The organism is Halocynthiibacter styelae (assembly GCF_016123485.1).
GTDB lineage: Bacteria > Pseudomonadota > Alphaproteobacteria > Rhodobacterales > Rhodobacteraceae > Halocynthiibacter > Halocynthiibacter styelae.
The window spans coordinates 319,496-345,165 of record NZ_JADCKQ010000003.1 but is presented as its reverse complement, the minus strand read 5'-3'; the positions used below and the strand labels follow the sequence as shown (position 1 = coordinate 345,165).

At 54.1% G+C, this 25,670-nt stretch carries 27 protein-coding genes, 2 pseudogenes and 1 riboswitch; of the genes and pseudogenes, 13 read left to right on the top strand and 16 right to left on the bottom strand.

Going from position 1 to position 25,670, the window contains the following annotated elements; all coding sequences use genetic code 11:
• Positions 1–152: 152 nt before the first annotated feature.
• Positions 153–368: riboswitch (cobalamin riboswitch) on the top strand.
• A 98-nt stretch (positions 369–466) separates the two neighbouring features.
• Genes H1D41_RS06225 through H1D41_RS06210 form a run of 4 tightly spaced genes read left to right on the top strand, consistent with a single transcriptional unit; the run spans position 467 to position 3,635 of the window.
• Complete coding sequence (locus tag H1D41_RS06225) at positions 467–871, top strand: DUF1636 family protein (protein ID WP_228848070.1); 405 nt, start codon at positions 467–469, stop codon at positions 869–871.
• A complete protein-coding gene (locus H1D41_RS06220) occupies positions 868–1,650 on the top strand; it encodes an ABC transporter ATP-binding protein (protein ID WP_228848069.1) in 783 nt (260 codons plus the stop codon). The genes H1D41_RS06225 and H1D41_RS06220 overlap by 4 nt, the downstream gene beginning before the upstream one ends.
• A gap of 11 nt (positions 1,651–1,661) precedes the next feature.
• On the top strand, positions 1,662–2,588 hold the full coding sequence (locus H1D41_RS06215; protein ID WP_228848068.1) for an ABC transporter substrate-binding protein: 927 nt from the start codon (positions 1,662–1,664) through the stop codon (positions 2,586–2,588).
• Between the two features lie 54 nt (positions 2,589–2,642).
• On the top strand, positions 2,643–3,635 hold the full coding sequence (locus tag H1D41_RS06210) for a FecCD family ABC transporter permease (RefSeq protein ID WP_394355392.1): 993 nt from the start codon (positions 2,643–2,645) through the stop codon (positions 3,633–3,635).
• A gap of 150 nt (positions 3,636–3,785) precedes the next feature.
• On the opposite strand, the pseudogene H1D41_RS06205 reads toward H1D41_RS06210, so the two are convergent.
• The 6 genes and pseudogenes from H1D41_RS06205 to H1D41_RS06185 all read right to left on the bottom strand — a co-directional run.
• A pseudogene (locus H1D41_RS06205) lies at positions 3,786–4,522 on the bottom strand (transposase); the annotation flags it as partial.
• Between the two features lie 80 nt (positions 4,523–4,602).
• Entirely contained in the window at positions 4,603–6,285 is a 1,683-nt protein-coding gene (locus H1D41_RS06200; RefSeq protein WP_228848066.1) for a hypothetical protein, read from the bottom strand.
• A 328-nt stretch (positions 6,286–6,613) separates the two neighbouring features.
• Positions 6,614–6,988 carry a phage protease gene (locus tag H1D41_RS06195; RefSeq protein ID WP_228848065.1) on the bottom strand — a complete coding sequence of 125 codons (375 nt, stop codon included), beginning with the start codon at positions 6,986–6,988 and terminating at the stop codon, positions 6,614–6,616.
• Complete coding sequence (locus H1D41_RS18475; protein ID WP_394355391.1) at positions 6,942–7,049, bottom strand: hypothetical protein; 108 nt, start codon at positions 7,047–7,049, stop codon at positions 6,942–6,944. The genes H1D41_RS06195 and H1D41_RS18475 overlap by 47 nt, the downstream gene beginning before the upstream one ends.
• Before the next feature lie 539 nt (positions 7,050–7,588).
• Positions 7,589–8,917, bottom strand: a complete 1,329-nt coding sequence (locus tag H1D41_RS06190; protein WP_228848064.1) for an ATP-binding protein — start codon at positions 8,915–8,917, stop codon at positions 7,589–7,591.
• Positions 8,914–9,654 (bottom strand): response regulator, encoded by a 741-nt coding sequence (locus tag H1D41_RS06185; protein ID WP_228848063.1) that lies wholly within the window; start codon positions 9,652–9,654, stop codon positions 8,914–8,916. Before H1D41_RS06185 ends, H1D41_RS06190 begins: the two co-directional genes overlap by 4 nt.
• A 185-nt stretch (positions 9,655–9,839) precedes the next feature.
• On the opposite strand from H1D41_RS06185, the gene H1D41_RS06180 reads away from it, so the two are divergent.
• The 4 genes from H1D41_RS06180 to H1D41_RS06165 are packed head-to-tail and all read left to right on the top strand — an operon-like array spanning position 9,840 to position 13,463.
• Positions 9,840–10,340, top strand: a complete 501-nt coding sequence (locus tag H1D41_RS06180) for a cytochrome b (RefSeq protein ID WP_228848062.1) — start codon at positions 9,840–9,842, stop codon at positions 10,338–10,340.
• Between the two features lie 24 nt (positions 10,341–10,364).
• A complete protein-coding gene (locus tag H1D41_RS06175) occupies positions 10,365–11,582 on the top strand; it encodes an HlyD family efflux transporter periplasmic adaptor subunit (RefSeq protein ID WP_228848061.1) in 1,218 nt (405 codons plus the stop codon).
• Positions 11,579–12,751: an FtsX-like permease family protein gene (locus H1D41_RS06170; RefSeq protein ID WP_228848060.1), complete on the top strand. Its 1,173-nt coding sequence runs from the start codon at positions 11,579–11,581 to the stop codon at positions 12,749–12,751. Before H1D41_RS06175 ends, H1D41_RS06170 begins: the two co-directional genes overlap by 4 nt.
• A gap of 10 nt (positions 12,752–12,761) precedes the next feature.
• Complete coding sequence (locus H1D41_RS06165; protein ID WP_228848059.1) at positions 12,762–13,463, top strand: ATP-binding cassette domain-containing protein; 702 nt, start codon at positions 12,762–12,764, stop codon at positions 13,461–13,463.
• 207 nt (positions 13,464–13,670) lie between these two features.
• Here the strand turns inward: H1D41_RS06165 and H1D41_RS06160 are convergent, their stop codons facing one another.
• The 3 genes from H1D41_RS06160 to H1D41_RS06150 are packed head-to-tail and all read right to left on the bottom strand — an operon-like array spanning position 13,671 to position 15,434.
• Positions 13,671–14,288 (bottom strand): transmembrane anchor protein, encoded by a 618-nt coding sequence (locus H1D41_RS06160; protein ID WP_228848058.1) that lies wholly within the window; start codon positions 14,286–14,288, stop codon positions 13,671–13,673.
• Positions 14,289–14,309: 21 nt separating this feature from the next.
• Entirely contained in the window at positions 14,310–15,032 is a 723-nt protein-coding gene (locus H1D41_RS06155) for a HupE/UreJ family protein (RefSeq protein WP_267473600.1), read from the bottom strand.
• A gap of 57 nt (positions 15,033–15,089) precedes the next feature.
• Complete coding sequence (locus H1D41_RS06150; protein ID WP_228848057.1) at positions 15,090–15,434, bottom strand: hypothetical protein; 345 nt, start codon at positions 15,432–15,434, stop codon at positions 15,090–15,092.
• Between the two features lie 94 nt (positions 15,435–15,528).
• Between H1D41_RS06150 and H1D41_RS06145 the strand changes: the two genes are divergently transcribed.
• Entirely contained in the window at positions 15,529–15,786 is a 258-nt protein-coding gene (locus tag H1D41_RS06145; protein ID WP_228848056.1) for a metal-sensing transcriptional repressor, read from the top strand.
• A gap of 7 nt (positions 15,787–15,793) precedes the next feature.
• The gene (locus H1D41_RS06140) at positions 15,794–17,107 is read left to right on the top strand and encodes an MFS transporter (protein ID WP_228848055.1); all 1,314 of its coding nucleotides are present in this window, start codon (positions 15,794–15,796) and stop codon (positions 17,105–17,107) included.
• A 74-nt stretch (positions 17,108–17,181) separates the two neighbouring features.
• Here the strand turns inward: H1D41_RS06140 and H1D41_RS06135 are convergent, their stop codons facing one another.
• From H1D41_RS06135 to dctP, 7 genes and pseudogenes are all read right to left on the bottom strand, one after another.
• Positions 17,182–17,991, bottom strand: coding sequence for a PhzF family phenazine biosynthesis protein (locus tag H1D41_RS06135; protein ID WP_228848054.1), 810 nt, complete (start codon positions 17,989–17,991; stop codon positions 17,182–17,184).
• Between the two features lie 2 nt (positions 17,992–17,993).
• Positions 17,994–18,776 (bottom strand): annotated as a pseudogene (locus tag H1D41_RS06130) (carbon-nitrogen hydrolase family protein).
• 13 nt (positions 18,777–18,789) lie between these two features.
• Positions 18,790–19,254, bottom strand: coding sequence for a M24 family metallopeptidase (locus H1D41_RS06125; protein WP_228848053.1), 465 nt, complete (start codon positions 19,252–19,254; stop codon positions 18,790–18,792).
• A 2-nt stretch (positions 19,255–19,256) separates the two neighbouring features.
• A complete protein-coding gene (locus H1D41_RS06120) occupies positions 19,257–19,946 on the bottom strand; it encodes a M24 family metallopeptidase (RefSeq protein ID WP_228848052.1) in 690 nt (229 codons plus the stop codon).
• Entirely contained in the window at positions 19,939–21,177 is a 1,239-nt protein-coding gene (locus H1D41_RS06115) for a TRAP transporter large permease (protein ID WP_228848051.1), read from the bottom strand. Before H1D41_RS06115 ends, H1D41_RS06120 begins: the two co-directional genes overlap by 8 nt.
• A gap of 206 nt (positions 21,178–21,383) precedes the next feature.
• Positions 21,384–21,905 (bottom strand): TRAP transporter small permease, encoded by a 522-nt coding sequence (locus tag H1D41_RS06110; RefSeq protein WP_228848050.1) that lies wholly within the window; start codon positions 21,903–21,905, stop codon positions 21,384–21,386.
• A gap of 57 nt (positions 21,906–21,962) precedes the next feature.
• Positions 21,963–22,967, bottom strand: a complete 1,005-nt coding sequence (gene dctP, locus H1D41_RS06105) for a TRAP transporter substrate-binding protein DctP (protein ID WP_228848049.1) — start codon at positions 22,965–22,967, stop codon at positions 21,963–21,965.
• 179 nt (positions 22,968–23,146) lie between these two features.
• Here dctP and H1D41_RS06100 point away from each other — a divergent pair, with 179 nt between their 5' ends.
• From H1D41_RS06100 to H1D41_RS06090, 3 genes are all read left to right on the top strand, one after another.
• A complete protein-coding gene (locus H1D41_RS06100; protein ID WP_228848048.1) occupies positions 23,147–23,872 on the top strand; it encodes a maleate cis-trans isomerase family protein in 726 nt (241 codons plus the stop codon).
• A 66-nt stretch (positions 23,873–23,938) separates the two neighbouring features.
• Positions 23,939–24,655 carry a GntR family transcriptional regulator gene (locus tag H1D41_RS06095; protein WP_228848047.1) on the top strand — a complete coding sequence of 239 codons (717 nt, stop codon included), beginning with the start codon at positions 23,939–23,941 and terminating at the stop codon, positions 24,653–24,655.
• 60 nt (positions 24,656–24,715) lie between these two features.
• Positions 24,716–25,666 (top strand): GlxA family transcriptional regulator, encoded by a 951-nt coding sequence (locus H1D41_RS06090; RefSeq protein ID WP_228848046.1) that lies wholly within the window; start codon positions 24,716–24,718, stop codon positions 25,664–25,666.
• Positions 25,667–25,670 lie beyond the last annotated feature (4 nt).

Here is a 25,670-nt window from a genome sequence, read left to right as displayed (position 1 = left end):
ACATCAATGGGTTCTACAATCCACGCAGGCGGCATTCATCCCTTGGCGGGAAAAGCCCCTTGGCATTCGAACGAAGGACTGCATAACATAAGCTGAGAGACCGGAACTTTTGCGCGGCAAGACCAGTCTTGACCTATTCGGGATTTTGGAACAGAGATCATCATAGATGGTTTCCGGAATACAAATGTGATTCCGGGATGAAATGGGAATACGGTTAGGTGTAGCCATAAGGCGCCAATTCCGTAACTGCCCCCGCAACTGTAGGCGGCGAGCGACCCCGGTATGACCACTGAACGCAAAGCGTTTGGGAAGGTCCGGGAAAGCATCGACCCGCAAGTCAGGAGACCTGCCATCATAATGAAACTTCAACCCGGGCGGGGTGTCCGGAAGGTGATTATGATGATACGGAAAATTCCGTCTGAAAATCTGTCTGTCCTTTGCCCCGCGCATTCGCGGAGGGCGAGATATGGGCATTCCAAAACACAGAATTACGATTTGCACATCCTGCAGGCACAAAGGCGAAACCTGTCGTCCCGGTTATGAACTGATTGAACGGCTGCGTGCTGCGATTGAAGCGGCCCGAGATACCGTGTCGGAAGATTTCGAGATTTCCGGCGTCGCCTGTATGGCCGGTTGTGATCATCCCTGCACTGTCGCCTATCACGGCACCCGCAAGGCAACTTATCTGTTTGGTGACATTGAACCCGGCCAGGACATTGAAGATCTGGTGGATTTCGCGCGGCAATACGCGCTTTTGCATGACGGCTGGTGTTCCTCTGTCGACCGCCCCGGGAAGCTGCGTAAAAACACGCTGGCCCGCGTCCCTGCCATGATGATGGCGCTTGAAGAAACCGAAAGGCTTGTCTCATGAAACCTGCCGGACTTATCGCAGAAGACATCAGTTGGGCACCGCGTAAGAACCTGCCCAAACTGCTGCATCCTGTCAGTTTTGAAGTGAAACCTGGCCAGGTTCTCGGGGTTGTCGGGCCAAATGGTGCCGGTAAGTCGACACTATTGCGCATGATTTACCGGTATCAGGCCCCAACCAGCGGGCGTGTGTTGGTGGGCGGTGAAGATATCTGGGCGGGACCACCACGCGCCGCCGCCCGCAAAGTTGCGGCCGTCTTGCAGGAACAACCAGGTGCTTTTGGCCTGTCCGTGCGCGAAGTCGTCACCCTGGGACGCACCCCCCACCGCCTGGGGTATTCCACCCCGGGTGCTGCCGATGCAGAGATTGTGAATAACGCGCTGGATCGGATGGAATTGCGTCACATTGAATTCCGGGACCTTGGCAACCTGTCTGGTGGGGAACGTCAGCGTGTCATGGTCGCTCGCGCGCTGGCACAGCAACCCCAGCTTCTGGTCATGGATGAACCAACCAACCATCTGGATATCCGGCATCAGTTGGAAATCTTGTCTCTCATCCAATCTCTGGGGCTGACCATCGTTGTTTCCCTGCATGATCTCAATATGGCGGCAGAGATCTGTGACGCGGTGCTGATGCTGCAAGACGGGCATTGTCGCGGTTTTGGCGCCCCCGAGGACGTACTGAGTGAAGCTCAGGTATCGCAAACTTTTCGGGTGAACGCCTGGCGCGAGGTCCTCAGCCGCAGCAACACTGAACATCTTTCTTTCCATCTTCCTGATTAAAGGACAAATCTATGAAACTGAACACTACCTCTCTTGCAACGGGTCTGATCGCGGCTGTCGTGACCACATCTGCCATGGCTGAAGTCACCGTGCAAAGCTGTGACCGCGAAGTCACCTTTGACACGCCCCCCACAGCGGCGATCTCAAATGATGTGAACCTCACTGAAATGATGTTGGCCCTGGGCCTCGCTGATCGTATGGTTGGCTACACCGGCATTTCCGACTGGAACAAACTGGATGCTGAGCTGCCCGAACTGTCTGAACGTTACCCATCCAAAGAAGTGCTGATCGGCGCGGATGCAGATTTTTTCTTCGCCGGCTGGAACTATGGCATGAAAGTCGGCGGCGAAGTCACCCCGGAGACCCTCGCACCCTTTGGCATGAAGGTTTATGAGCTGACTGAAAGCTGCATCCATGTTGGCAAAGAGCAAGACGTCACCATGGACCTGATGTATAACGATCTGCTGAACCTCGGCAAAATCTTCGGCGTGGAAGAACGCGCGGAAGAACTGGTTGCAGGCTATCAGGCGGAACTGGCAGAGATCACTGCAGGTGTTGATGCGAATGCAGAACCTGTGCGTGCTTTTGTCTTTGATTCCGGCGCAGACACACCCTTCACCGCTGGTCACTATGCGATCCCAACCGCGATGATCGAAGCCGCCGGCGGCGTCAATGTCATGGATGGGTTCCGCAAAAGCTGGGGCACCGTCAGCTGGGAAGAAGTCGTCGCCCAGGACCCGGAAATCGTGGTCATCATCAACTACGGTGAACTCACCGCAGAAGACCGCATGAACATCATGCGCGACAACCCGGCGCTGGCAAACATCCGGGCCGTCAAGAACGACCGTTTTGTGGTTCTGGAATATGTCGAAGCCACCCCCGGCCCCCGCAACATCGCCGCGATCCGTCGCCTGGCCGACGCCTTTCACGGTGAATAAACCATGACTGAGACAGCAGTGGACATCACCTGCAATCGTAAATTCCGCCTTACTATGTTTTGCGGGGTGATCCTGCTGCTGTTCTCTGTTTCCGTTGCCATCAGTGTCGGGGCCGTTTCCGTACCCCTGCATGTGGTCTGGGGCGTTCTAATCAACAAAATCGCCCCGGACACAGCCCTTCAGACCTGGTCTGTCGGACGTGAATCCATTGTCTGGGAAATCCGGTTTCCCAGGGCTTTGCTGGCCTCATTTGTCGGGGCGGGGTTGGGCATCGTTGGCGCAAGTCTTCAGGCCGTCACCCGCAATCCTCTTGCGGATCCCCATCTGCTGGGAATTTCGTCCGGAGGGGCTTTTGGTGCGATCCTGGCCCTTCTACATACGGGTATGTTTCTGGGTTTACTTACCGTGCCCTTGTTCGCCTTCCTCGGGGCGCTTGGCGCAACTCTTCTGGTTCTTGCGGTCTCTCGTTTTGCCTCTGCCACAAGTGCGGATCGCCTTATCTTGGCAGGTGTCGCCGTTTCTTTTATCGTTATGTCGCTGGCCAATATCCTGATCTTTCTGGGCGATCCCCGCGCAACCCACATCGTTGTCTTCTGGATGCTGGGGGGGCTTGGCCTCGCACAATGGAGCCAACTTCTCTATCCACTGAGCGTCCTTGTAATCTGCGGCGCATGGCTCTGGGTGAATGCACCAAACCTTAACGCCATGACGATTGGTGATGAAACGGCCACCACATTGGGCATTCCCGTTGCCCGTTTCCGTTTGATGATTTTCGTCACCGGCGCCCTGATCACCGGCGTTATGGTGGCCTTTTCCGGGATCATTGGCTTTGTTGGCCTGATGGTGCCCCATATCGTACGGATGCTGATCGGCGGAGATTATATGCGCGTTCTGCCTGCCTCTGCCCTGTTTGGCGCTATCTACCTGCTGTGGTCCGACATCATCGCCCGCACCATTATGGCGCCTGAAGACATGCCAATCGGAATTGTTACTGGCCTGATTGGTGGTGCGTTCTTTGTCTGGTTGTTACGGCAACGAAACACTTGACGGTTGCGATACGGACAAAGCGGACGTTGCCGTAAGTGCGGATGTTCGCTTTGGGCAGACTTTGCAAATGTCCGCTTTCAGCCTATTCTGTTGAAAAACTCGGTTTTTTCGCGGGACGGCTGCACAGGATGAATGGCTTCCGCCTCTATTTCACAGGACGGCTCTGGCCTGCCTCGCGTTTGGTGCCAGCTTGGCTAACTTTTTGAGGTTCTGGGCGGTTGCGGCGAGAATAAATTCATCATGAGCGCCACATGCGTTGCCGGCAGGGTTATGGCAAAGCCATGATCCCGAGAGGGGCCGCTCAATCGAAGCCGCTCTAAGCCGTGAATGCGTTTCAGGTGGGCGAACGACATTTCGACCTTTTTGCGCAGTCGGCATGAGATGGCATATTGCTGCGGTTGCGACAGGGCGCGGGCGACATCCCAAGATGGTTCATAAATGGAGCGTGTAACTTTCCGCTGTGGCTCCCTGGGACAGCATCGCTGTTTGAGAGGGCAAATGTCGCAGTCGAATTTGCTTGCCCTGTAACGGATTGTCTCGTCTTTGTTTGCCCCCGATGTTCCAGTTTGATATGCACGCAGCGGCTTTTTTAACTCTTTTCCATTCGGGAAAATATAGAGATCATTCTCACCATCATAAGTGAAGTCGGCACGCTCAGAGGTCCCATCTTTACGGCCAGATTTATCTATCACGGGGATATGCGGTGCGATCCCTCGCTTCTCAACCAGCCAGTCCAGCATTGGGCCTGATCCATAAGCGGTGTCCGTAATCAGGCGCTCGGGTATCAAATCATGCTTCTTTTGCACGCGATCAATCATCGTTTTCACGGCACCCACTTCAGCCTGACGCACAGAACGTGTCGGCTCCACATCCAAGATCACAGCGTTAGCCAATGATCGCTTCTGGCTTCACCCGAAATCCCATAGGTTAAACTTCTATGAGCCGCAGCAAGCATTTTAATGCAGATTTAGTCGCAAATAAGAGCTCTCGCTTCTGGCCCCCACTCTCCGAGTGTCGCTAATTTAGTATAGCGCTCGACGTATTGCGATTGAATTACAATCCTTTGGTCGCTCGACAATCCCTCTAATGCCTGTTTTTGAGCATCAGCTGCTAACCTTGCAATGCGAGTTTCTTCAGTAGCTGTGGGGTATCCAGAATCGTAGTGCGACAGTTGAAACCCTGCGGTGCTTTGATCAAGTTGATCTGGGGTTAGAATGCTGAGCTCACTGCTGAAGACTTGACCAAATGCGTTTTCAACATCAAAGGCTAGGCTGTTACACTGCGGGTTTCTCGTGATGAAGTCAGCTGGTAGGAAGTTTACGACATAAGATCCACGTTGTGTAATTGGTAAATTGATTTCCGCAAAATATGCATTCAAGCACTCTGCTTCTATTCCACAATAAGAACGCAGCGCTGTCTGAAAACAATCGCTTATTATTTGTGGATTTGAATCTGTAGAATCAACGGGATCTAACCCAACATAAGAACCGCACAAGGCTTGCGTTAGAGAGCTTTCTCCCAAGTCTACGCCAGTAAGCTCCTCCAGGGCGCGTTGACGCAGAATATCGCATAGAACAGGGTCTTTACACTCTGACATGATTATACGAGCAGTAGCTGAACGCTGTGCTTCTTCCAAAGGCGTGATGACGTCAACGTTGCAATTTTCCGCATTACCTCCAGCAACTAAACAAGATGATTCAACTGTTCGGACTGTACATTGCTCGACACCAATTGAAGATTGAACGGTAGTCATGCTTATATTGGGCTCATTTCCTCCCTGAACGACTTGTTTCTCGCAACTAGCTCGGGCTTCAAAGGCGGTTTCAAAAATATCACGAATTCTTTCGTCAGAACACGTCTCTGTTGGACATGGTTCCGGTTCCGGCTCTGGTTGCGATTCCGGCTCTGGCTCCGGCTCTGGTTGCGATTCCGGTTCCGGCTCTGGTTGCGATTCCGGCTCTGGCTCCGGCTCTGATTGCGGTTCCGGCTCTGGCTCTGGTTGCGGCTCTGGCTCCGGCTGAGGTTCCGGCTCGGTCTGACCATCTTTGCCCTGTTGTTCATCCTTCCAGTCGTTGTAGACGCGATTGACTATTATCAGCAGAATCCCCACAGCGATATCTTCAACCGGACCAGCTATTGGATTAACGTCTTCTTCCAACTGCTCGTTGATGTATGATACAGTCAATGCAGGATTAGAATTCACCCCAAGTAGCTGAGAACCAATACCCGTTTCGGCATGAACTCGACGAAACCGATCACATTCTGGTGTATTCGGAAGCAGCGCAAGACGAAGGCTATCCAGCCGCTCGCAAGAACCAACTATAAAATCACTAGGTGTTTCCGCAAAAAAGGCATCCTGAACTGGGAATGGACAGGTAACCTCGAAATTTGGATCACTGTCGAGAACTCTCAAACGAGAAAGCGCGCTGTGTTCTTTAGCTATTACAGCGAGCTCCCGAGGGCTTCTTGATAGCGTAAAAAGAGCTGAGCCGACATTTGAACACGGTGCAATTTGAGAGCTAGTTACCTCCTGCCGATATTGGTTTGCAAGTTGTTCCGAGGTTGGAAACGGTGTTTCTTGAGCCTGTCCAACCGAGGATGCTATGGCGGCTAAGCTTGAAAATGTGGCAATTAATTTTCGAGAAACCATAGCATTTTCCTTATACAACCACCGCATTGACAGTAAGTAGAAAGAACCAACATAACTTTCTGCCACATCCTTTTATAACACATGTTCGTGACGTTCGCCTAATTGTCTAACAAGTGTATCAAGCAAACGACCATTCACCGATACACTTTGGGATTAAGACTGACCTTAGCTGTGTCGCGGAGATTCGACCCTTTGGGCTCATTCAAGTTTCGCGCTGCAGTCGTTGCAAACGTCTGTTTTCAGCGCAACCCTCCCGTCAGAATGCCTCCCCACCGATGCCCCGTTTCCGGAACTGATTGTCTTCAATCTGCGTCTCTGTTTGCCGCGCCTATGTGTGAAACGTCAGCAGTTCACCCAATCCCCAGCCAAGCCCGACCCGACCAGGGTTGAGCGCTGTCGTTTCCGCCTCCTTCAGCGCAGTGATAGCCGCCACGGCCTGTGCCGGGGTACCATCGGAATTGACGCCAAGCGCCTCGAGGACAGTTTTGTCCATCAGATCATTCTCCTGTTCAGCGCCGTCACGATTGAGGGCTATTAGATCAAGGTTGGGATTGTTGGTCAGACCGGCAGAGACCATGCGCGACACGGCACCCGTGCGCTTCGCCGCTGAAAACACCGGGCTCAGGTAGCGATAGGAACGTGCCCGCAGCAGCTCTTCACCGCGCGTATTCCATTTGACCTGCCCCCCAGAGGCCGGTCGCACGCGCTTCCATGTCTTTGATCCAGTCCATGGCCGGGGCTTCTTCAGCCCGTGCGCTTTTGATCTGGGTGGCATGTTCAATATCAATCGAAAGATCGAGCCCGCGATCACTGCCTTTTAGCTCGACATCTATCTACAAAGACAATCGCGCTTGCGGTCAGTGCAGTCATTTTTAAGCCTTACTGCATGACAAAGGTCATCGGCCAACTTTTCCCACGCACCTTGCTATAGAGTCTATTTTTCAAGCCTTCATCCGGGATCTTCCGTATTCACCCGGGTTCTTCCAGTTACTGCAATTATTGGTGTCACCTTTCATTGGCGTTTCCTGAGGTGGAATAAATTACAACCAAACCTTGCATTTTTTGGGTGAACTGATCTGAACTGGCACCGTCCAAATTGCAAAATTTTCAGATACGAGATCATTTATGGAAAACGACACCCCCAAAAAATTCGGCTTCAGTATGTTTCAAAATCATGAGACGTTGGCATTACTCTTGCTCTCTGTAGCTTCATATATTTTTACCTATGCATCACTCAGATGGCGCAGGCGTTGAGAGAGTTATACATTTTTGCAATGTCCATGGCTGCGCTGAACCAAAACAATCACATTTGAAATGGGATGTGAACACATACGGTTAACCCGTGTTTCGCATGGTTGCTAAGTTGAATGGTGCCGCTGTGACCCTCGATAATACTGCGTGCAATCGCAAGCCCCAGACCATTGCCGCCTGTTTCGGCGGAACGTGATTTTTCAAGGCGTTCAAACGGATTGAACACACGTTCCAGATCGCCTTCTGGGATGCCAGGGCCAAAATCTGTGATCTCGACCCGAAGCCCTGCATCCATCTGTGAAACCGTGACCTCCGCCCCCTGCCCATATCGCTGGGCATTTTCAAGCAGGTTGCGAAAGGCCCGTTGCATTGGGATTTTACGCACAGATATCGGGGCGACATCGGCGTTATGAGCCGTGATCTCAGGCCCCCGCCCGGCAAGTTCGCCCGCAAGATGCGTAAGCATTTCTGGCAAAGACAGCCGTTCTGTCGGGGCGCGATAATCGACGCCGCGCGCATAAGCCAGAGTAGCTTCGGTCATGTCTTGCATTTCTTCTAAAGAAACGATCATGCGTTCGCGGGTTTCATCTTCATCAATCATTTCGGCCTGCAACCGCAGCGCCGTCAAAGGCGATCGCAGGTCATGCCCAAGGGCCGCAAGCATCTGGGTGCGGGCATTGATTGTATCCGACAGGCGTTGCTGCATCTGTTGCATCGCTTCGCTCAGTTGGCGGGCTTCGCGCGGGCCATGTGTCGGGGACGTGATGGATCTGTGTCCCACACCGATTTCACCGGTCAATGCGGTCAGTTCTTCCAGTGGTTTTGTCACGCGTCGTAATCCAAGCCACAGTGCCCCCCCGGTCAGCAGCAATAAAAAGGCGGTCAGGCCGATGATCTCAGGGGGCAATAACACGGCCGGGCTGTCAAATTGTGCCGTCACATTCAACCAGTCTCCGGTTTGGATCGGCAAGGACATTGTGACTTTGACAGGGGCAAAACCCGATTGTTTCATCAGATCGCGTAACCATTGTTGGCCCGGCGGAGAAAACCGATTGTGAAGCAAATTGATATGTTCGCTTTGGCGACCATTTTCCCACGCATCTATAGGCGTCCAGTTTTCAACAAGCACAGGCGTTTGCGCGTGCTCAAACGACACATAATTTGAACTGGCGGCCAGCGTCAGGGTTTCGTGAATGTCATGCGGTGCGGTCTGGATCAGTTCGGCAATCTGTATGGCCTGTTCGGTCATGGCCGCCTTTTGCGTGTTGCGCAGGCTTTGGGCGCGCTCCACGGAAAACACCCAAAACGCCGCCGCCTGAGCGATAAAAAGCGCCGTCAACGTCAACGCAGCCACCTGCCCAAACAGGCTGCGCGGCATCATGTGTTCAGCTCCGTTACGTCGGCCACCAGACTATATCCACCAGAGCGAATGGTCGTGATCAAACTCGGATGTTTGGGATCGATTTCCAGTTTCCGACGCAGGCGACTGACCTGGTTGTCAATCGTGCGATCATACACATCCGCAGTGCGCCCGCTGACGGTTTCCAAAAGCTGTTCGCGTGACAGAACAAATCTGGGGCGTTCCAAAAAGGCGATTAAAAGCTTGAAATCGGCAGATGTCAGCGACATTTCGGTGCAGTCACTTTCACGTATTAGAACGCGTGTATCCGTGTTCAAAACCCAGCCTGCAAAGCCCAGATTGCGCCCGCCCAAAGTCCCGGCAACCGTTGGCGGCTGGACCCTGGCGCGCCGCAGGATCGCCTTGATCCGCGCCAAAAGTTCCCGTGGATTAAACGGTTTTGCCAGGTAATCATCCGCCCCGACCTCGAGCCCAACAATGCGATCCGTGTCTTCTGACAGGGCGCTTAACATCAACACCGGCGGCCCACCGGCGGCCGACAAACGCCGCGCCGCAGACAGGCCATCTTCGCCCGGCATCATCACATCCAGCACCACAAGGTCAAAGCGTCCATGATTCAGGTGTTTGTCCATCTCTGTCGTATTGGCTGCCGCACTGGCGCGCATCCCGTTGCGTTGCAAATAGCGGGTCACAGCGTCGCGAATTTCACGGTGGTCGTCGACAACAAGAATATGCGGTTGGGTTTCTGATGGGGTCATACCGCCTGTGTAGAGAAAATTCGGGCAATTTGTCAGCCTTTATGTCGTGAATTGTCGCAAGCCTGTGCCATTGCGACAAACGGATACAAATCTCAGGCGGATTGGCATTCTTCTGTGACAACCAGGGCCCAGATCTATCCCATCACCACCAGACGAAAGCTGACTTTCGCATAGGATAAAGACCCATGACCAAACAGAACCAACCGCTCGGATATTCCCGCACTCAGATTGCTTTACACTGGGGTGTTGCTGGCCTTGTGGCGGCGCAATATCTTTTCAAAGACAGTATTTCGCAAGCCTGGGGCGCATATATTGCAGGCCGTGAGGTTACTTTTGATCCACTCATCATGGCGCATGTTGTTGGAGGCGTGGCCATCTTGTTGCTGGTAATCTGGCGGCTTGTTTTGCGGTTTTCGCGTGGCGTCCCTCCCGCGCCAGAACAAGAGCCCGCCCCATTGGCCTTTGTCGGACACCTCGCGCATTTGGCGTTCTACGGGCTTTTAGCCGGGCTTTCGATCAGTGGCGCTTTGGCCTGGTTTCTAGGCATTGAACCTGCCGCGGGGCTGCATGAAATCTTAAAAATGGCATTGATGGCCCTGATCATCCTGCATGTGCTGGCGGTTGCTGTTCATCGCTTTGCGTTTAAGTCGAATGTCATGAAACGCATGATGCATGCCCAAGACTAATCCAAAAAGCTAGGAGCGCAGGAAGTGACCACCTCCCCCAAATCAGATCTGACGCTTGAACTTGAAAAACCGGATCCCGTTTCGCGGCCTCGCATCCGGTTTCGCAAGCGATATTTCCTTGTGCTGCTGATCCCTGTGTTGATGTTCACCGGCGCCGTGATGGGCATGTATTTTCAGCCCGCAGGCTTGCAGAAATTCTATGCCGCCACTGGCTTGCAGCCCGGCGGCGGGGCGACATCGCCCATTGCTTTGCCGCCGGAAATAGATCTGCCGCAAGAAATGGTTGAAACGCTGTTACCCGAAGATGTGGTCGGGCTTGCCCGTGTTTTGCCGCGTGGGGATGTGTCGCTTGTATCAGCACCTTTTGGGGCGGGAGATGCGCGCATTTCCGAAATCTTTGTCGCGGCAGGTGATCAGGTTACGCGCGGCACGATCCTTGCCCGGCTTGATAATTATGATGCTTTGCAAAGCGCAATTTTGCTTGCAGAGGCGAATTTATCCGTACGCGTTGCCACATTAACCCAGACCCGCATGGCCGTTCAGGCCAGCAGTGATGAGGCCCAGGCAACCCTGGACCAGGCGCTTGCCGCCGCAGATCAGGCGCGCAGCGAAGAGACGCGCATTGCCACTTTGCTGGACCGTAATGTTGCGACGCAGGCCACCCTTGATGCCGCACATTCCGCCCGCGTTCAGGCGGATCAGGCCGTGACCCGCGCCGCGGCAACTCTTGCGCGTTTTACCTCGATTGACCTGAACAGTCAGCCCGATGTGATCGTTGCCAGCCGAAATGTGGATGCAGCACAGGCCGATCTTATGCGGGTTGAAAACGATATTTCACGCGCCCAGGTTCTGGCCCCGATTGATGGCACTATTCTGGACATTCACGTCACCGCCGGTGAACGCCCCCCCGCGAGCGGACTCATCGAGATGGGTGACATCCGCCAGATGATGGCCGAGGTCGAAATCTACCAGGACCGTGTCGGCGAAGTGCAGATTGGCCAACCCGTTCAGCTGATCAGCTCTGCCCTGCCCCGTGCGCTGCGCGGCAAGGTGGAAACCATTGGGCGTATGGTCGGCCGGCAGGGGTTAATCTCAAGTGATGCCGCCGCAAACACCGATGCCCGTGTGGTTCAGATCACCGTTGCGCTGGATGAGGCATCAAGTGAAATGGCGTCCTATTTCGTCAATCTCGAAGCCGTGGCGCGTATTGATACGCGGCCCCAGCCGGAGGCCCAGAAATGAGCCGGATTTTACAGTTTCTATTTGGCCGCCTTCCAATTGGTTGGCTGCAGTTAAGTCACAATCGCGGTCGATTTATCGGCGCATTGACCGGCGTTGCCTTCGCCAATCTGCTGATTTTTGTGCAGTTAGGGATTATGAACGCGGTCGCGGGGGCAACTTTAAAGCCTTATGAATTTTTCACGGCTGACATCATGATTTCCGCCGAAGATGCCAATGCCCTCAACGAGGGGTCTAACGTCGCCCGGCAATGGATGCTGATGGCGCTGTCCGACCCTCAGGTCACCGATGGCATCGGGCTGCTTGTCGCCAACCTCCCCTGGGAGCGCGACACAGGCAGCATCAGCCTGACCACATTTGGCATTGATCCGGGCATGACCACGCTGCTTTCCCCGGACATCGCCAGTCGCGTTGATCTTTTGCGGCTTAAAGATGCGGTTTTGCTGGATCGTCGCGCACGCAGCATTGGCCGCGATGAGGCCGCAGGCATTCGTCCACAGACCCCGCTGCGGTTTGAAAGTGATGGGCGCTCTCTCAGCATCCAGGACACTTTTTCTGGTGGTGGCGGTTTTGGTGGCGACGGCTATTTGTTCACGTCAGATCAGACGTTTTTGTCGCTTTTCCCAGCGCGGCAATCCGGGGCACCGGATCATATTTTGTTGCGCGTTCACCCCTTTGCGAATGTGGCGCAGGTCATCGACCGATTGCAAAATCTGATCCCGGATAAAACACTGCGCATTCGAAGCTATGCAGAAGCACAGGCACAGGATCTGACCTATCAACAACGCCAAAAACCCACCGGAGTGATCTTTGGATTTGGCGTATTGATCGGTGTTATGGTCGGGCTTGTCATTGTGTATCAGGTCCTGTCCAGCGACGTCGCCGATCACATCAGCGAATACGCGACATTCAAAGCGATGGGCTATGGTCCCGCATTCTTTATGTCGATCATTCTGGAAGAAGCGCTGGTTCTCGGTCTGCTGGGGTTCATCCCCGGCGTGATGGCGGGCACCGGTTTGCTGGCTTTGATGGCCAAAGTCACGTCTTTGCCCCTGACAATGACTGTGTCCATGGCCGTGACCGTGTTTGTTGGCACCGTGGTTTTTTCCGTCGCGTCGGGCATGGTCGCCACACGGCGTGTCATTGCCGCTGACCCCGCAAACCTGTTCTAAGAGGCCGCTCATGAAACATGAATACCCCATCGTGCTGAAGGGGCTGAACCATTGGTTCGGTACGGGTGACATTCGTAAACAGGCGATTTTCCATCTTGATATGTCCCTGCCGCAGGGCAGCTTTACGGTGCTTATGGGACCATCTGGGTCGGGCAAAACCACTGTACTGACGCTGGTCGGCGCGTTGCGCGCGGTTGAAGAAGGCTCTGTCAGGCTTATGGGCACAGAATTACATGCGGCGGATGAGGCGGTTTTGCGTTGGGCCAGGCGTCAGATTGGTTTTATCTTTCAGGCGCATAACCTGCATGAAAGCCTGACCGCCACGCAAAATGTCATGATGGGTGCGATGGTGCATTCGGGGGTAGCAGACGCGCCGGCCCGCGCGGCGGCCAGACATGCGCTGGATCTTGTTGGGCTGTCGCATCGTCTGGATTATCTGCCGGAAAAGTTGTCGGGTGGACAGAAACAACGTGTGGCTGTGGCGCGGGCTTTGGTTGGCAATCCCAGCATCATTCTGGCGGATGAACCCACTGCGGCGCTTGATAAAGACAGCGCCGCAGAGGTCGTGGATCTTTTGGTTCGGCTGGGGCGCGAACGTGGAACCACCACCTTGATGGTGACCCACGACAATCGCATTCTGGAACGCGCCGATCAGATCATGACATTAGAAGATGGACGGCTTGTGAAAACCGAAACATCCCGGTCTCCCTAAAAATGTGAATGTCCGTGCCTGCCCGATCCGCCTGTCACAACACTGATCATGACGATCGCGCCGAAAACCACAACAAGGCCAACGATGATCCATGCGGTTTTTGAACTTGGGCTCTTTTTGGGAGTGTTATCCATGATTTTGCTCTTCTTATATCCTGGGCTGAGGGCCGAAAAGGGATGCCCCCAGGGCTGAGGGCATCCACGAAATTTACGGGCGTTTCATTTCACTGTAGTCGCCCCGCACATAAAGCGTCAGCGTCACATCCTGGCGATCACGATTGCGCCAGAACCAGCCGTGGTTTCCGGTAAACGCCGCCGTCAGAACATCTTCGTCCATCGGCAGGCCGCGCCCTTTTTCATAGCTGATGAACTCGCCGCCGGATGCATCCCCGTGCAAATCATAATTCAGAATGCCATTTTCTGCGACCCAGAGAAATTCAACCTCTGCGCCAGCCTGCATCGCCAGTTTGACCTCAATGCCTTCGCCAGGGGTCAGAACCACATTGTATTCTTCGGTCCATTCCGGGGCGTCTTGCGCATAGGCAGCACCGACAAAGGCACCAAAGATCGTATCCAGTACACTGGTTTCACCCGTAGCGTTTGCCTGTTGGTCCGCTGCGGCTTCTTCGGCCAGTTGCGCTTTGATTTCACCCATTTCGGTCAGGCCAAGCAAGCTGCCAACGCGGGTGGGATCAATGCCGTATTCAGCGGGCAGAACAACGGTTATCAGAATAACCGCTGCAGAGGCCGCAGCGATGACAGTGGATTTCAAAAGCTGCGCGGATGTTGGCAGCTCTTCGAGAGTTGGTTTTTGTGAATTAAACATGTGTATCTCCTGTGAGCCGCCTTAGGCGACGAAATAACCAGTGATTTGATATCCGATCAGAATGAACCCAAGGGTCATCATCACGACATTTGCGGTGTATGCCTGCTGCATGAAAACGGAAGTCCTGCGCCAATACCCCATCACGATCAGGATCATGAACAGGGCCATCATTTGCCCGACCTCGACGCCAACGTTAAACGCCAGCAAGTTGGGCAACAGCCCGTCTGCGGCCAGATCGTAATCCAGCAATTTGGTCGCAAGCCCGGTGCCGTGGAACAGGCCAAACACCAGCGTTGCGACTTTTTTATTGGGCTGAACACCCAGCCAACGCTGGAACGCGCCCAGATTATCAAGCGCCTTATACACCACGGAAAGGCCGATGATGGCGTCAACGATATAGGCGTTCACACCCCAGCCGAACCAGACCCCGGCAAGCATGGTTGATGAATGACCAATGGCGAAAATACTGACGTAGATCCCGACAGCTTTCATCCGGTACAGAAAGAAAACGACGCCGAATAAGAACAGGATATGGTCGTATCCTGTGATCATATGTTTGGCCCCAAGATATCCAAACGGGATCAGATTAACCCCCCAGATTTCCTGAATATAGCCGGCATCACCCGCCGTGACGCCATGGGCGAATGCGGCATTTGCCCAAAGGGCGAGAGCCGCAAGAATTGGAAGAATGACAGCAGCACGCGGCATACGCCGCATGTGGCCATCCATGAAAACGGATTGCATTGATTGCTCCTTAGATTGTCCGTGTTTGTGTGATGTGGTGACCCTTTCGGGCCGGCATCACACGGTTGGCGGACGATCTAAGCGATAGGACGGAGCAGCCCAGTTGTGGGTGGAATCGCCTCGCCAGGTCGTTGTTGTTTCGATAATCAGATGGGACATACGCATCTGTGCAAACACAGCCTGGGTATGATCATGATCCGCGACGTCATGGGTGTGCCCATGCGCGATCCAAAGCAGATCTATCCCGGTGTCGTGACTGTGGCCATGCGCATCAACGGTCTCAATTTCGATCTGCTGCAGATCGGTAAACTTAGGGGCATGAGACGAAACAGGTGCAAAATTCCAGGTCACAAGTGCAATGCAGACAAGCCCGAAGAACACCCAACCTGTTGTTCTTTTCATTGCACTGACCAAAGTCATATTACAGATATTCCCCTTGTCTTATGCCGACAGGCGATGGCTTGCCTTATCCCCCCTGGGAGGTTATGGCCTCTATATGACAAAACCGCACACACATACAAGCCACCCCCGGATGATAACCAGGCTGAAAAAAGCCGAAGGTCATTTGGGCGCAGTGATTAAGATGATCGAAGATGGCCGCCCCTGCCTTGAGATCGCGCAACAATTGCAGGCTGTGCAAAGCGCCGTCTGCAACGCCAAGAAAGCGCTGATCCACGATCACATTGACCATTGCATAGACACTGAAACCCTTGAGGATCGCGCCGATCTGAAGGCCATCACACATTATCTCTGAGGTTCTCATGCTGAACGTTCTTTCTGATCGCAGATACAGACATCTGTTTCTGGCCCAACTCGTGGCGCTGCTTGGCACCGGGCTTGCAACCATTGCCCTTGGTTTGCTGGCCTTTGACCTGGCAGGGGATGACGCCGCGATGGTTCTTGGAACGGTTTTCACGATTAAAATGGTGGCTTATGTGGGCATCGCGCCGATTGCAGGTGCATTTGCAGATCGGGTGAACCGTCGGGCTTTGTTGGTGGTCCTTGATCTTATTCGCGGGGCCGTGGCGATTTGTTTGCCTTTCGTGACCGAGATCTGGCAGGTCTATGTGCTGATTTTCCTGCTGCAATCCGCATCTGCGGCGTTCACCCCGACATTTCAGGCGACCATTCCCGATATCCTGCCCGAAGAAGAACGCTATACGCGGGCATTGTCCTTGTCGCGCCTTGTGTACGATCTGGAAAACATCATCAGCCCGACATTGGCAGCCCTTCTTTTGGCATTCATGAGCTACAATTTCCTGTTCCTGGGCACAGCCGTTGGCTTCATCGCCTCTGCATTGCTTGTGGTGTCCGTGATCCTGCCCAGCCCAAAACCATCCCAACCGCGCGGCATCTATGATCGCACCACACGCGGCATTCGGATCTATCTTGCGACCCCACGTTTGCGCGGGTTGCTGGGGCTGAACCTAGTTGTTTCAAGCGCGGGTGCGATGGTCCTGATCAACTCTGTGACCCTTGTACGTGGCCATCTCGCCCTGGATGAAAGCGCCCTTGCCTGGACGATGCTGGCCTTTGGCGCGGGCAGCATGGTTTCCGCCCTGTTGCTTCCCCGTCTGCTGGACCGCGTGTCAGATCGCCCGGTGATGTTTGCGGGCGGTTGGGTGATGATTGCATCGCTGATTTATCTGGCAGCCATGACCATATTCATGGGGCTGAACTGGTATGCGATTCTGCTGTCCTGGTTCGTCGCAGGCATAGGGTTTTCCACGGTACTGACCCCGTCTGGCCGCTTGTTGAAACGTTCTGCCCACTCCGAAGATCGCCCTGCCGTTTTCGCCGCGCAATTTGCGTTGTCTCATGCCTGCTGGCTGGTGACATACCCCCTGGCTGGGTGGTTGATCACGGTTTCGGGCACGGTACCAACATTGTTTGTGCTGTCAGGTCTGGCCGTTGTCGGCATCATCGCGGCCCAACGATTCTGGCCTACATATGACCCCGAAATCATTGAGCACACACATGATGATTTACCCCTGGATCACCCGCATTTGCAGGGGCAACGCCGCCATGCGCATCACTTTGTCATCGATGATCTGCATATGCGCCACGACAAATAACACAGATGGAACAGCCAATAAAAAGAACCGCGAATCGACATCAATGGTCAATTTTCGGTTCTTTGTAGCAATCGTTATATCGAAATTGCCCCTTCCAGGGAAATGACGGCATTGCCCCCAAGAACGACCCTCGCATTGTCATAACTGCAATGAATGACCCCACCGCGCGCCGACAATTGTTGACCGATGAGGGCTCGCTTGTCCAACGCCTGGGACCAGAACGGCGCCAGGCAACAGTGTGCAACACCGGAAACTGCATCTTCAGGCACGCCATTGGCCGGGGCAAAGAAACGGGACACGAAATCAAATTCGGATGTTCCCCTGGCTGATACAATGACCGCGGGCAAAGGAAGCTGCGCAAGGGCCTCGAAATCAGGGCGGAGGTCGGCAATCTCATCCGCAGTCTCGAAAAGCGCCAGATAGTGTTTCGACGCAGGCACTTGTGTCGGCACGCCCCCCAAAGCTTTGGCCAGACCATCAGGGGTTTGGATCAGCGTCGGAACAAGTGGCGGCATATCAAGCGTCAACATCGTGCCGTTCCGACGCACAACCATCGTTGCCGAGGCTGACACAAAGCGTACTTCCTGTGCCAAAGGTGCCAGCCGTGACAACACCAGATGACCTGCGGCCAGGGTCGCATGCCCGATCATGTCAACTTCACGCGTTGGCATGAACCAACGTATGCCATAACATTGCACGCCCTTGTCTGCCCCCTGCCCCGAACACCGCACAAAGAACACGGTTTCAGACAGATTCACTTCAGACGCGATCGCCTGCATGGTTTCGTCGGGCAGCCAGTGGTCCAGTGGGCAAACACCCGCCGGATTGCCGTGAAATGGCTTGTCGGCAAAAGCATCGATGATGAAGATCGGCGTTTTGGTCATGCTCATTCCACCCAGGGCAGGCGTTTGCGATCCTGGAAATAGGGCAACCGGGTTTGCGCGCGTGCCACTGACGGTTTTTCCATCCAGGTGAAAATCAATCCGGGTTCTGCACCTGCACGGGCCAGTTCTTCGCCATCAGGTGCGATCATGCAACTGCCACCATTGAAGGCCATTTCCCCTTCCTGTCCGGCGGAATTCGCGTAACACAGGAAGACGCCATTTTCAAAAGCGCGGGCGGGCACGACCTTTTCAGACACAACACCCCATTGTGCGCCAAACGCTGTGGGAACCACGACGATATCAGCGCCCTGCAGCGCCACATGGCGTACGTTTTCCGGGAATTCGACATCATAACAGATCAGAAAGCTGACGGTGAAGGCACCGATCTGAAACTAGCTGCTGCCGGTTCCCGGGGCAAAGTGATCGCCTTCAAATCCCGGCGGCAGCAATAGTTTGCGATGATGCCCGATCTGCTGGCCGGATGCATCAAGACACTGGGCCGCGTTATATAACGTGTCGCCCTGACGTTCCGCATATCCATAACAGATCGCTACACCATATTGGCGGGCCAGCGCGGCAATTCCCCGGGCAAAAGGGCCATCCGGTGCCTCAGCAGAATCGACGACTTTGTCACCGATATTATAGCCGGACTGAAACAGTTCCGGCAGCACAAGAAGATCCGGGGCGCCCGATTCCAGCTGGGTCAGTTGCGCTGTCAGCCACGCAAGACGCGCCTGCGGACCACTAAGGTCCGCAGGACTTTGTGCAACTGCAACGGAAATCACATCCGACAATCGGTTACCCTTTGCCAAGCAGGATTTCACGCGGGTATTGCGTGATATATTCTGCTCCGGTTTCGGTCACGACAATGGAATCGCCGATCCGGCCTGCTGTTTTACCATCGACAGAAATACCGCCATCAACCGCAAATGTCATGCCTGGCTGCAGCACGGTTTTGTCACCGGCTGTCAGTTCCGGTGCTTCCAGATATGCCACACCGATGGAACGCCCCGTGCGACAACCGGTTTCATACCCGCGTGTCTGGTAAACCTCATTTGCGGCAGCAGCCACATCTTCGGCCAGCACACCCGGGCGGATCGCAGCAATGGCAGCTTGTTGTGCCTCAATAGCCGCCAGCTGTACCTTGCGATCTTCGTCCTTCACGTCACCGACATGGAACATCCGGTCAAAGCCCAGTTTATACTGTTTGAACTGCGCCATATTGCAGAAGCAGAAATAAACCGGATCAAATTTCTCCAGCATTTTCACACTGCGCGACGGTGCACCATGGAAGAATCCTGACCGCTTTGCATGATCTGCAGGTTGTGGATCATGGGCGATACAAACCGATCCCAGCCTTTGCCCGTCAGAAATTCAGCGGCCCGGCGTAAACCGGCATCAATCACCGCAAGGGCCGATTCAAATTCACGCCCACCTTCGCGCAGACTGTCATGGGCTGCGGCCATCATCGCACCGGCGATCTGACCGGCTTCTTTCATGATGGAAATCTCAAATGGTGTCTTGATGGTGCGCATCGCCCCCAGCACCGGAGAGATGTCTTTCAGGGCAACACCCGGGTATGTTTCGTCCAGATGGTTGCGGACAATCGCCGGGACGGAACCTTTTTCGATCCAGATCTCGGATGGGTTTTCCCCCAATACACTCGTCAGCGCACGGCCCCAGGTGCGTTGCTCGATGTCTTCCCAGGTGCGCACATCTTCGACACAGATCATTTCGGCAACCATTTCAGATTCCATCAGCGGTGTGATGACAACTGGAGCCTCTTCCGCATCCACAACCAGCATGGTCGGGCGGCCAAATTCAATACCAAGATAACCCCAGAATCCCGCGAGATAGGCAATCGAGCTTTCATCAGTGAAAACAGCCGTGCGAATGCTTTCATCCTTCATGCGGGACTGAAGGGTCTGGGTGCGGATCTTTGCTTCTTCAAGCATGGAGGTCTCCTTTTGTGTTGGTTTGTTCAATCCGGACCGCCTTGCGATCCATGTGAACGGCAAACAGAAGCAGGCCTGGCAGGAACAGCGCAACCGACGGGATGAAAGTCACGATGAAGACCATCGGCAGGTGACCGAGCAGCAGGAACTTCATGGTGGGACCAACATAGGTCGACAGGGGCTGTTTTGTGACACCACCAGCCATGTAAAGCAGCGGCGCACAGGGCGGGGAAATATCCCCAAGGCCCAGATTTGTCCCGACAATCGCCGCAAAATGGACCGGATCCAACCCGATTTGCTGCGTGACAGGCAACAGGATAATCGCCGCCAGAACACCGCCGGACACATCATCAATGATCATACCCATGATCAGCAAAAGCAGGTTGATCAACAGCAGAATGACGATTTTATTGTCAGAGATCGACAGCAGGATATCTGCGAATTGCGTCGGTACTTTTGCCAGAACCATGCCGCGGCTCATGATGAACAGGAAGAACAGCACCATGATGATGGAACCCATCAGGCATGCGGCCTCAACTGTTGAGTTGAACAGATTTTCAAACGGCAGCGTGCGGTAAATCAGGATCCCGACAATCAGCGTATAGACCAGCGCAACCGAGCCCGCTTCGGTCGGGGTGGCAATGCCACTGTAAATCCCGCCCAGAACAATCACAGGCTTCAGGATCGCAAGGCTGGCACGTTTCCTGGTTTGGGCAATGTCACAGATCGTTTCGCGGGGCGACAAAGGTGCATCCACCGTGATCGTGTCATTCTTGCGCAGGAACCAGAAATTTAGCCAGCAATAGATCAGCGCCAGCAGAACACCAGGCCCCATGGTCGCCAGAAAACACTTGGGCACAGATTCACGGATCGCGATTGCAAACACAATCATCGGAATACTTGGCGGAATCATCAGCGCCAGCACAGAAGACACCGCCACAAGTGCAGTTGCATGACCCGGGGGGTAGCCTTCTTTAATCATGCGCGGCACCATGATCTTGCCAATCGCGGCAGAGGCGGACCCGGAAATCGCGCCAAACATCGCGCAAGTCAAAACGGTCACAGCACCCAGACCGCCCTTAAAGCGGCCGACAAAAGAATTCACGAAATCCAGCAAACGTTCAGATATGCCCGAAGCGCTCATAAGCGTGCCCGACAGAATGAACAGCGGGATCGCCAACAGGGAAAACGCGCTGACCTGCGTATAGCCAAACCCTGTATGGAAAGACACATCTGTTCCCAGAAGATAGCCTATACAAGCGCGCCAACACCAAAGGCGAACCCGACGGGCACCTCGATCAGCAGCAGCAATACAATAAGCAGAATTGCGACGAAAAAGAACGTCATGTCATTCGCCTCCTTTACCGGTGAACAAGGCGCGCGCTTCCAGGAAGATCTGCAGCGCCATATAGAAAACCATCAGGCCAAGGCCGAATATCATGCTGAAATCCCACAAATATTTGGGCAGGGCATATAGGTGCTTTTGCGGTTCACCTGGATATTGAACGACGCAAAATCATAGCCAAACTTCAGGAAAATGATCAAAGCAACGAAACAGATCACCGAACCAAGCAGGCGCAGGCCCAACAGGATATTGCGGTTCTGTGTCAGCAGCGTCATCACGCCACCTTCGATATGGTCGCGTTCCCGCGAACAATAGGCCATGCCAATGAAATAGATCCAGACTGCCAGCATCGGTGCCATTTCTTCCATGCCCAGGAAAGGCAGCGAAATCACATAGCGCATGAACACCTGTGCGGCCATCAGAAGGCCCAGCAGTATCATGGCAGTAAACATGGTGGCACGCATCAGCCAGGCCAGTTTGTTGTCAATATAATAAACCCAACCCAGTGAACGATAGACCGGTGCGCTGGCATTGTCGCGCCCCGGAACCGGCACGATCGGTTCGGGCACGCTGACGTCGCTCAGACTATCGGTGTGCAGAAGCTCCTTAGACATTTTCCCCTCCCGGAAAAGGCAAATGCGCACAGATAACTGCACGCATTTGCGGGTTACTTACTCAACACCAGCGGCCGCTTTGATCTGGCCCATCAGCTCAGCACCAAGAACAGCTTCCATGTAGGGGTATTCAACAGAAACAACGGTTTCGCGGTATGCAGCCAGCTGTTCAGGGGACAGTTCTACAACCTCAATTCCAGCCTCTTGGATCTGTTTGAACCAGCCAGCGCTTTCTGCTTCGGCGTTTTCCCAGGCCCACGTCACAGCTTCGTCTGCTGCGGTACGCACCCAGCCCTGCTGTTCTTCGGTCAGACCTTCAAACCACTGTTTGTTGGCAGTCCAGAAGGTGTGTTCAAAATTTTCACGGGTGAACACGTAAGAGCTCAGAACATCTTTGAACAGCAGCACTTCTGAGGGCGGGGAATACGCCCGGCCATCAATCGCGCCGGTCTGCAGTGCTGTATGCACCTCAGAAAACGCCATTGGCACAGCAGAGAAACCGGTTGCCTGGTAACGTTCAATCGACATTGGCATGCCTGGCACACGCATTTTGAAACCATCCGCATCGCCGGGGAAATCTACTGGGGTATCAACACCTTCACGGACAACAAAGCCGGTGAAATCTGTTGGATTAGTGCCCAGAAGAACCATATTCAGATCGCCCATAATTTCATTATAGACGTCCATCATGACAGACCCGGGGCCATAAATTTCGCGGCCGGATTCCCAGTCATTGGCAAGGTAACCAAGAACAGAAACGTCCCAACGCGGGTCAAGTTCTGAATGGTTCCAGGACATGGTCATCTGCACAGCGCCCTGTGCGACCTGTTCAACGATCGATGTCCAGTCACCGAGATCACCGCCCGGGTGATAGGCCACGAGCATTGTGCCACCGGACAATTCGTCAAGGCATGCTGTGAACTTTTCAGACACAGAATGGAAGATGTGTTGTGTGTCCATGACGTGGCCGAGAATGATCTCTTCCGCCTGAACCGCAGGTGCCGTTGAGAGTGACAGAGCCAGCGCAGCCGCGCCGGTGTTGATCAGAGTATTCAGCCGCATAATGGCTCCTCCCCATATTGATGCATTTCGCGTTTCACCGCCTCAGCTCTTGATTCGGTTCACGCAAATATGTATTAGCTGTACACAGCTCTAGCCTGTCAAATGAAGAAAAATTAGATAAATATATGTCAAAATCGAATAAGTGCATACAGCTTACTCAAAACCCACAATCAGATGGCATGCTTGATGCGGGGCGTCATACCCGTGCGAAATTGGGGTTTGTGCTGCTCGCAACAGAACAAACCATCGAAGATGATGTGCTTCTTCTGCGCCCGGAAGGGGTCGGAATACATTTCGCCCGGGCGGCCATTCCGGATTCCATCACCGTTGAAAGCCTGACCCGTCACGCGGATGATCTGGCCCGTGCCGCATCAACCCTGTTGCCCGATGGCAGCCTTGATGTCATCTGTTACGCCTGCACATCCGGCAGCCTTGTGATCGGTGAGGAAAATGTTTTCGCTAAGCTGAAAAAAGGCGCGCCCAACGCAAAAACGACCTCTCTTATCACCGCTGTGATGAACGCGCTGAACGTCATTGGCGCCCGTAAGATCTCCGTTGCAACGCCTTATCTGGACGAAATCAACCAGCAGGAAGCGGATTATATGTCCGCCCGGGGACTTAAAATCACCCGTATCCAGGGTCTTAATCTGGAAAAAGACAGCGACATGATCCGCGTCAATCCGCAGTATCTTGCAGAATTTGCAAGCGCTGTCGACACGGCGGATTCAGATGCTCTGTTCATCAGTTGTGGTGCATTAAGATCTGTGGAAATCATTGATGAACTCGAACAAAAACTTGGAAAACCAGTTATTTGTTCTAACCAAGCCATGATGTGGGACGTTCTGCAGCGCGCCGGAATCACCGACCGGATCGACGGATACGGCATCCTGTTGCGAGATCACTGAATGGAGAATTTAACTTTCTCTCACATCCGCTTTCAAATAGGTTCTTCTGAAACAAAGGGGGGCAAAATGACAGTTTCCGAACACTCGGATGAGCTGCATACAGCAGACACGCGCAAGGTCACAGTTGATGATATGCAGTCCGAAATCATCCGTCGGATTTGTTTTCGGGAATACCCGCCGGGCACACAGCTGAAAGAAGCAGGGCTTGCCGCGGAATTCGGTGTCAGCCGTACCCCCGTGCGGGATGCGATCAGCCGTATTCAACACCTGGGCCTTGTTGAAACGCGCAATGGGGTTGGCACGGTTGTGATCGAACTTTCGGCTGAAACGATCCGACATGTCTATGAAATCCGCCTGCATATGGCGACGTTGATCGGCGTCATGTCCCCTGCCCCGATTGAGGAAGGCACATGTGCGCTGGCACGCGCCCTGCTGGCGGATGCGATTGATCTTCAGGCTGATTTTTCGCCGCGCCGCTATGTGGAACTTAATCACCGCCTGCACAATCTGGTGGCCGGGTTGATCGGTAATTCACTACTGCAATCCTTCTGGCGCCAATCTTACTATCTTGCAGCCAGCACCTGGTATCGCGTTGCATCCATCGTCGGCGATGACGCGGCAGCCGGTTTTGTCCTGGAGCTGAAAGATCTGGTGACAGCGTTGGAACAAGACGATCTGGCGGCCTTCGGATATCTGCAACGCGTCCACATCGGATACGGATTTGAACGGATCCGGGAACATCTTCTGGAAGATACCGATCACCCTGCGCCCAGAAACCCGTAATCCGTGCCGATCATGAGTAAAACAGTAACCCTTGGCTTTCTCATTTTTCCGGACTTTCCCATGGCCTGCCTGACCTCGGCGATTGAGCCTCTGCGCGCGGCGAATGAAATCTCGGGCACTGAAACCTTTCGCTGGCATGTTCTGGGCGAAACCGGGGCGCCGGTCACCTCATCCGCCGGGGTGGTTTTTGCGCCCGATCGCGTGATGGCGGACACAACAGATCTGGATCACATTTTTCTGACCTCAAGCCCCGCCGGGACATTTGCCAATGACGCCAAAGCGACGGCATTTCTGCAACGCCACCTGCGCGAAGGCCATTCCATCGGTGCGTTCAGCGGTGGGATCTTTCCCCTGGCCCGAACGGGGCTGATGAAAGGCCATCCGGTGTCCGTGCACTGGTGCTATGACGCTGCTTTTTCGGCTGAATTTCCCGACAGCACACCCGTTAAAACGGTGATCTGTGAGGGCGACCAGCGCCTGACTGTCGCGGGGGCAGCGGCGGTTTTCGACCTGATGTTAAGTCTGATCGAGAAAGCCCTGGGTGCGGAAATTATGACCGAAGTGGCCTGCTGGTTTCAGCATCCATTTGTACGCACGGGTGAGGTTTCGCAAAAGACCCCGTCCCTGACCACCGCGACCACAACAGACACGATGCCAAAGCAGGTCACAAAGGCGATTCAGATGTTTGCAGAACATATTGAAGACCCGGTCCAGATCAGAGATGTGGCCGCAGCCGTCAATATGTCAACGCGCAGCCTGGAACGGAGCTTTCGGCGCGCCACAGGCGAAAGTCCTCTGAAATACTACCGTCTTCTACGTCTGAAACAAGCCCGGCAACTGGTGCTCTATTCCAGCGATACCATCACCGAGATTGCCTATTCCGTTGGCTATTCATCCACCTCCCCCATGCTGAACCACTATAAGGAAGTTTACGGCGTCTCACCGCAGGATGATCGGAAAAACCACAACAGTTTCCGCGTGACCGACGGCAGTTGCCTGCCATCAGTCTGATATT

Excerpts from the sequence above, each read along its gene's own strand:
- H1D41_RS06225 (WP_228848070.1), top strand. The coding sequence starts at position 467 with ATGGGCATTCCAAAACACAGAATTACGATTTGCACATCCTGCAGGCAC.
- H1D41_RS06220 (WP_228848069.1), top strand. The coding sequence starts at position 868 with ATGAAACCTGCCGGACTTATCGCAGAAGACATCAGTTGGGCACCGCGT.
- H1D41_RS06215 (WP_228848068.1), top strand. The coding sequence starts at position 1,662 with ATGAAACTGAACACTACCTCTCTTGCAACGGGTCTGATCGCGGCTGTC.
- H1D41_RS06210 (WP_394355392.1), top strand. The coding sequence starts at position 2,643 with ATGTTTTGCGGGGTGATCCTGCTGCTGTTCTCTGTTTCCGTTGCCATC.
- H1D41_RS06200 (WP_228848066.1), bottom strand. The coding sequence starts at position 6,285 with ATGGTTTCTCGAAAATTAATTGCCACATTTTCAAGCTTAGCCGCCATA.
- H1D41_RS06190 (WP_228848064.1), bottom strand. The coding sequence starts at position 8,917 with ATGATGCCGCGCAGCCTGTTTGGGCAGGTGGCTGCGTTGACGTTGACG.
- H1D41_RS06185 (WP_228848063.1), bottom strand. The coding sequence starts at position 9,654 with ATGACCCCATCAGAAACCCAACCGCATATTCTTGTTGTCGACGACCAC.
- H1D41_RS06180 (WP_228848062.1), top strand. The coding sequence starts at position 9,840 with ATGACCAAACAGAACCAACCGCTCGGATATTCCCGCACTCAGATTGCT.
- H1D41_RS06170 (WP_228848060.1), top strand. The coding sequence starts at position 11,579 with ATGAGCCGGATTTTACAGTTTCTATTTGGCCGCCTTCCAATTGGTTGG.
- H1D41_RS06165 (WP_228848059.1), top strand. The coding sequence starts at position 12,762 with ATGAAACATGAATACCCCATCGTGCTGAAGGGGCTGAACCATTGGTTC.
- H1D41_RS06160 (WP_228848058.1), bottom strand. The coding sequence starts at position 14,288 with ATGTTTAATTCACAAAAACCAACTCTCGAAGAGCTGCCAACATCCGCG.
- H1D41_RS06155 (WP_267473600.1), bottom strand. The coding sequence starts at position 15,032 with ATGCAATCCGTTTTCATGGATGGCCACATGCGGCGTATGCCGCGTGCT.
- H1D41_RS06150 (WP_228848057.1), bottom strand. The coding sequence starts at position 15,434 with ATGAAAAGAACAACAGGTTGGGTGTTCTTCGGGCTTGTCTGCATTGCA.
- H1D41_RS06145 (WP_228848056.1), top strand. The coding sequence starts at position 15,529 with ATGACAAAACCGCACACACATACAAGCCACCCCCGGATGATAACCAGG.
- H1D41_RS06140 (WP_228848055.1), top strand. The coding sequence starts at position 15,794 with ATGCTGAACGTTCTTTCTGATCGCAGATACAGACATCTGTTTCTGGCC.
- H1D41_RS06135 (WP_228848054.1), bottom strand. The coding sequence starts at position 17,991 with ATGACCAAAACGCCGATCTTCATCATCGATGCTTTTGCCGACAAGCCA.
- H1D41_RS06125 (WP_228848053.1), bottom strand. The coding sequence starts at position 19,254 with ATGCTGGAGAAATTTGATCCGGTTTATTTCTGCTTCTGCAATATGGCG.
- H1D41_RS06120 (WP_228848052.1), bottom strand. The coding sequence starts at position 19,946 with ATGCTTGAAGAAGCAAAGATCCGCACCCAGACCCTTCAGTCCCGCATG.
- H1D41_RS06110 (WP_228848050.1), bottom strand. The coding sequence starts at position 21,905 with ATGTCTAAGGAGCTTCTGCACACCGATAGTCTGAGCGACGTCAGCGTG.
- dctP (WP_228848049.1), bottom strand. The coding sequence starts at position 22,967 with ATGCGGCTGAATACTCTGATCAACACCGGCGCGGCTGCGCTGGCTCTG.
- H1D41_RS06100 (WP_228848048.1), top strand. The coding sequence starts at position 23,147 with ATGCTTGATGCGGGGCGTCATACCCGTGCGAAATTGGGGTTTGTGCTG.
- H1D41_RS06095 (WP_228848047.1), top strand. The coding sequence starts at position 23,939 with ATGACAGTTTCCGAACACTCGGATGAGCTGCATACAGCAGACACGCGC.
- H1D41_RS06090 (WP_228848046.1), top strand. The coding sequence starts at position 24,716 with ATGGCCTGCCTGACCTCGGCGATTGAGCCTCTGCGCGCGGCGAATGAA.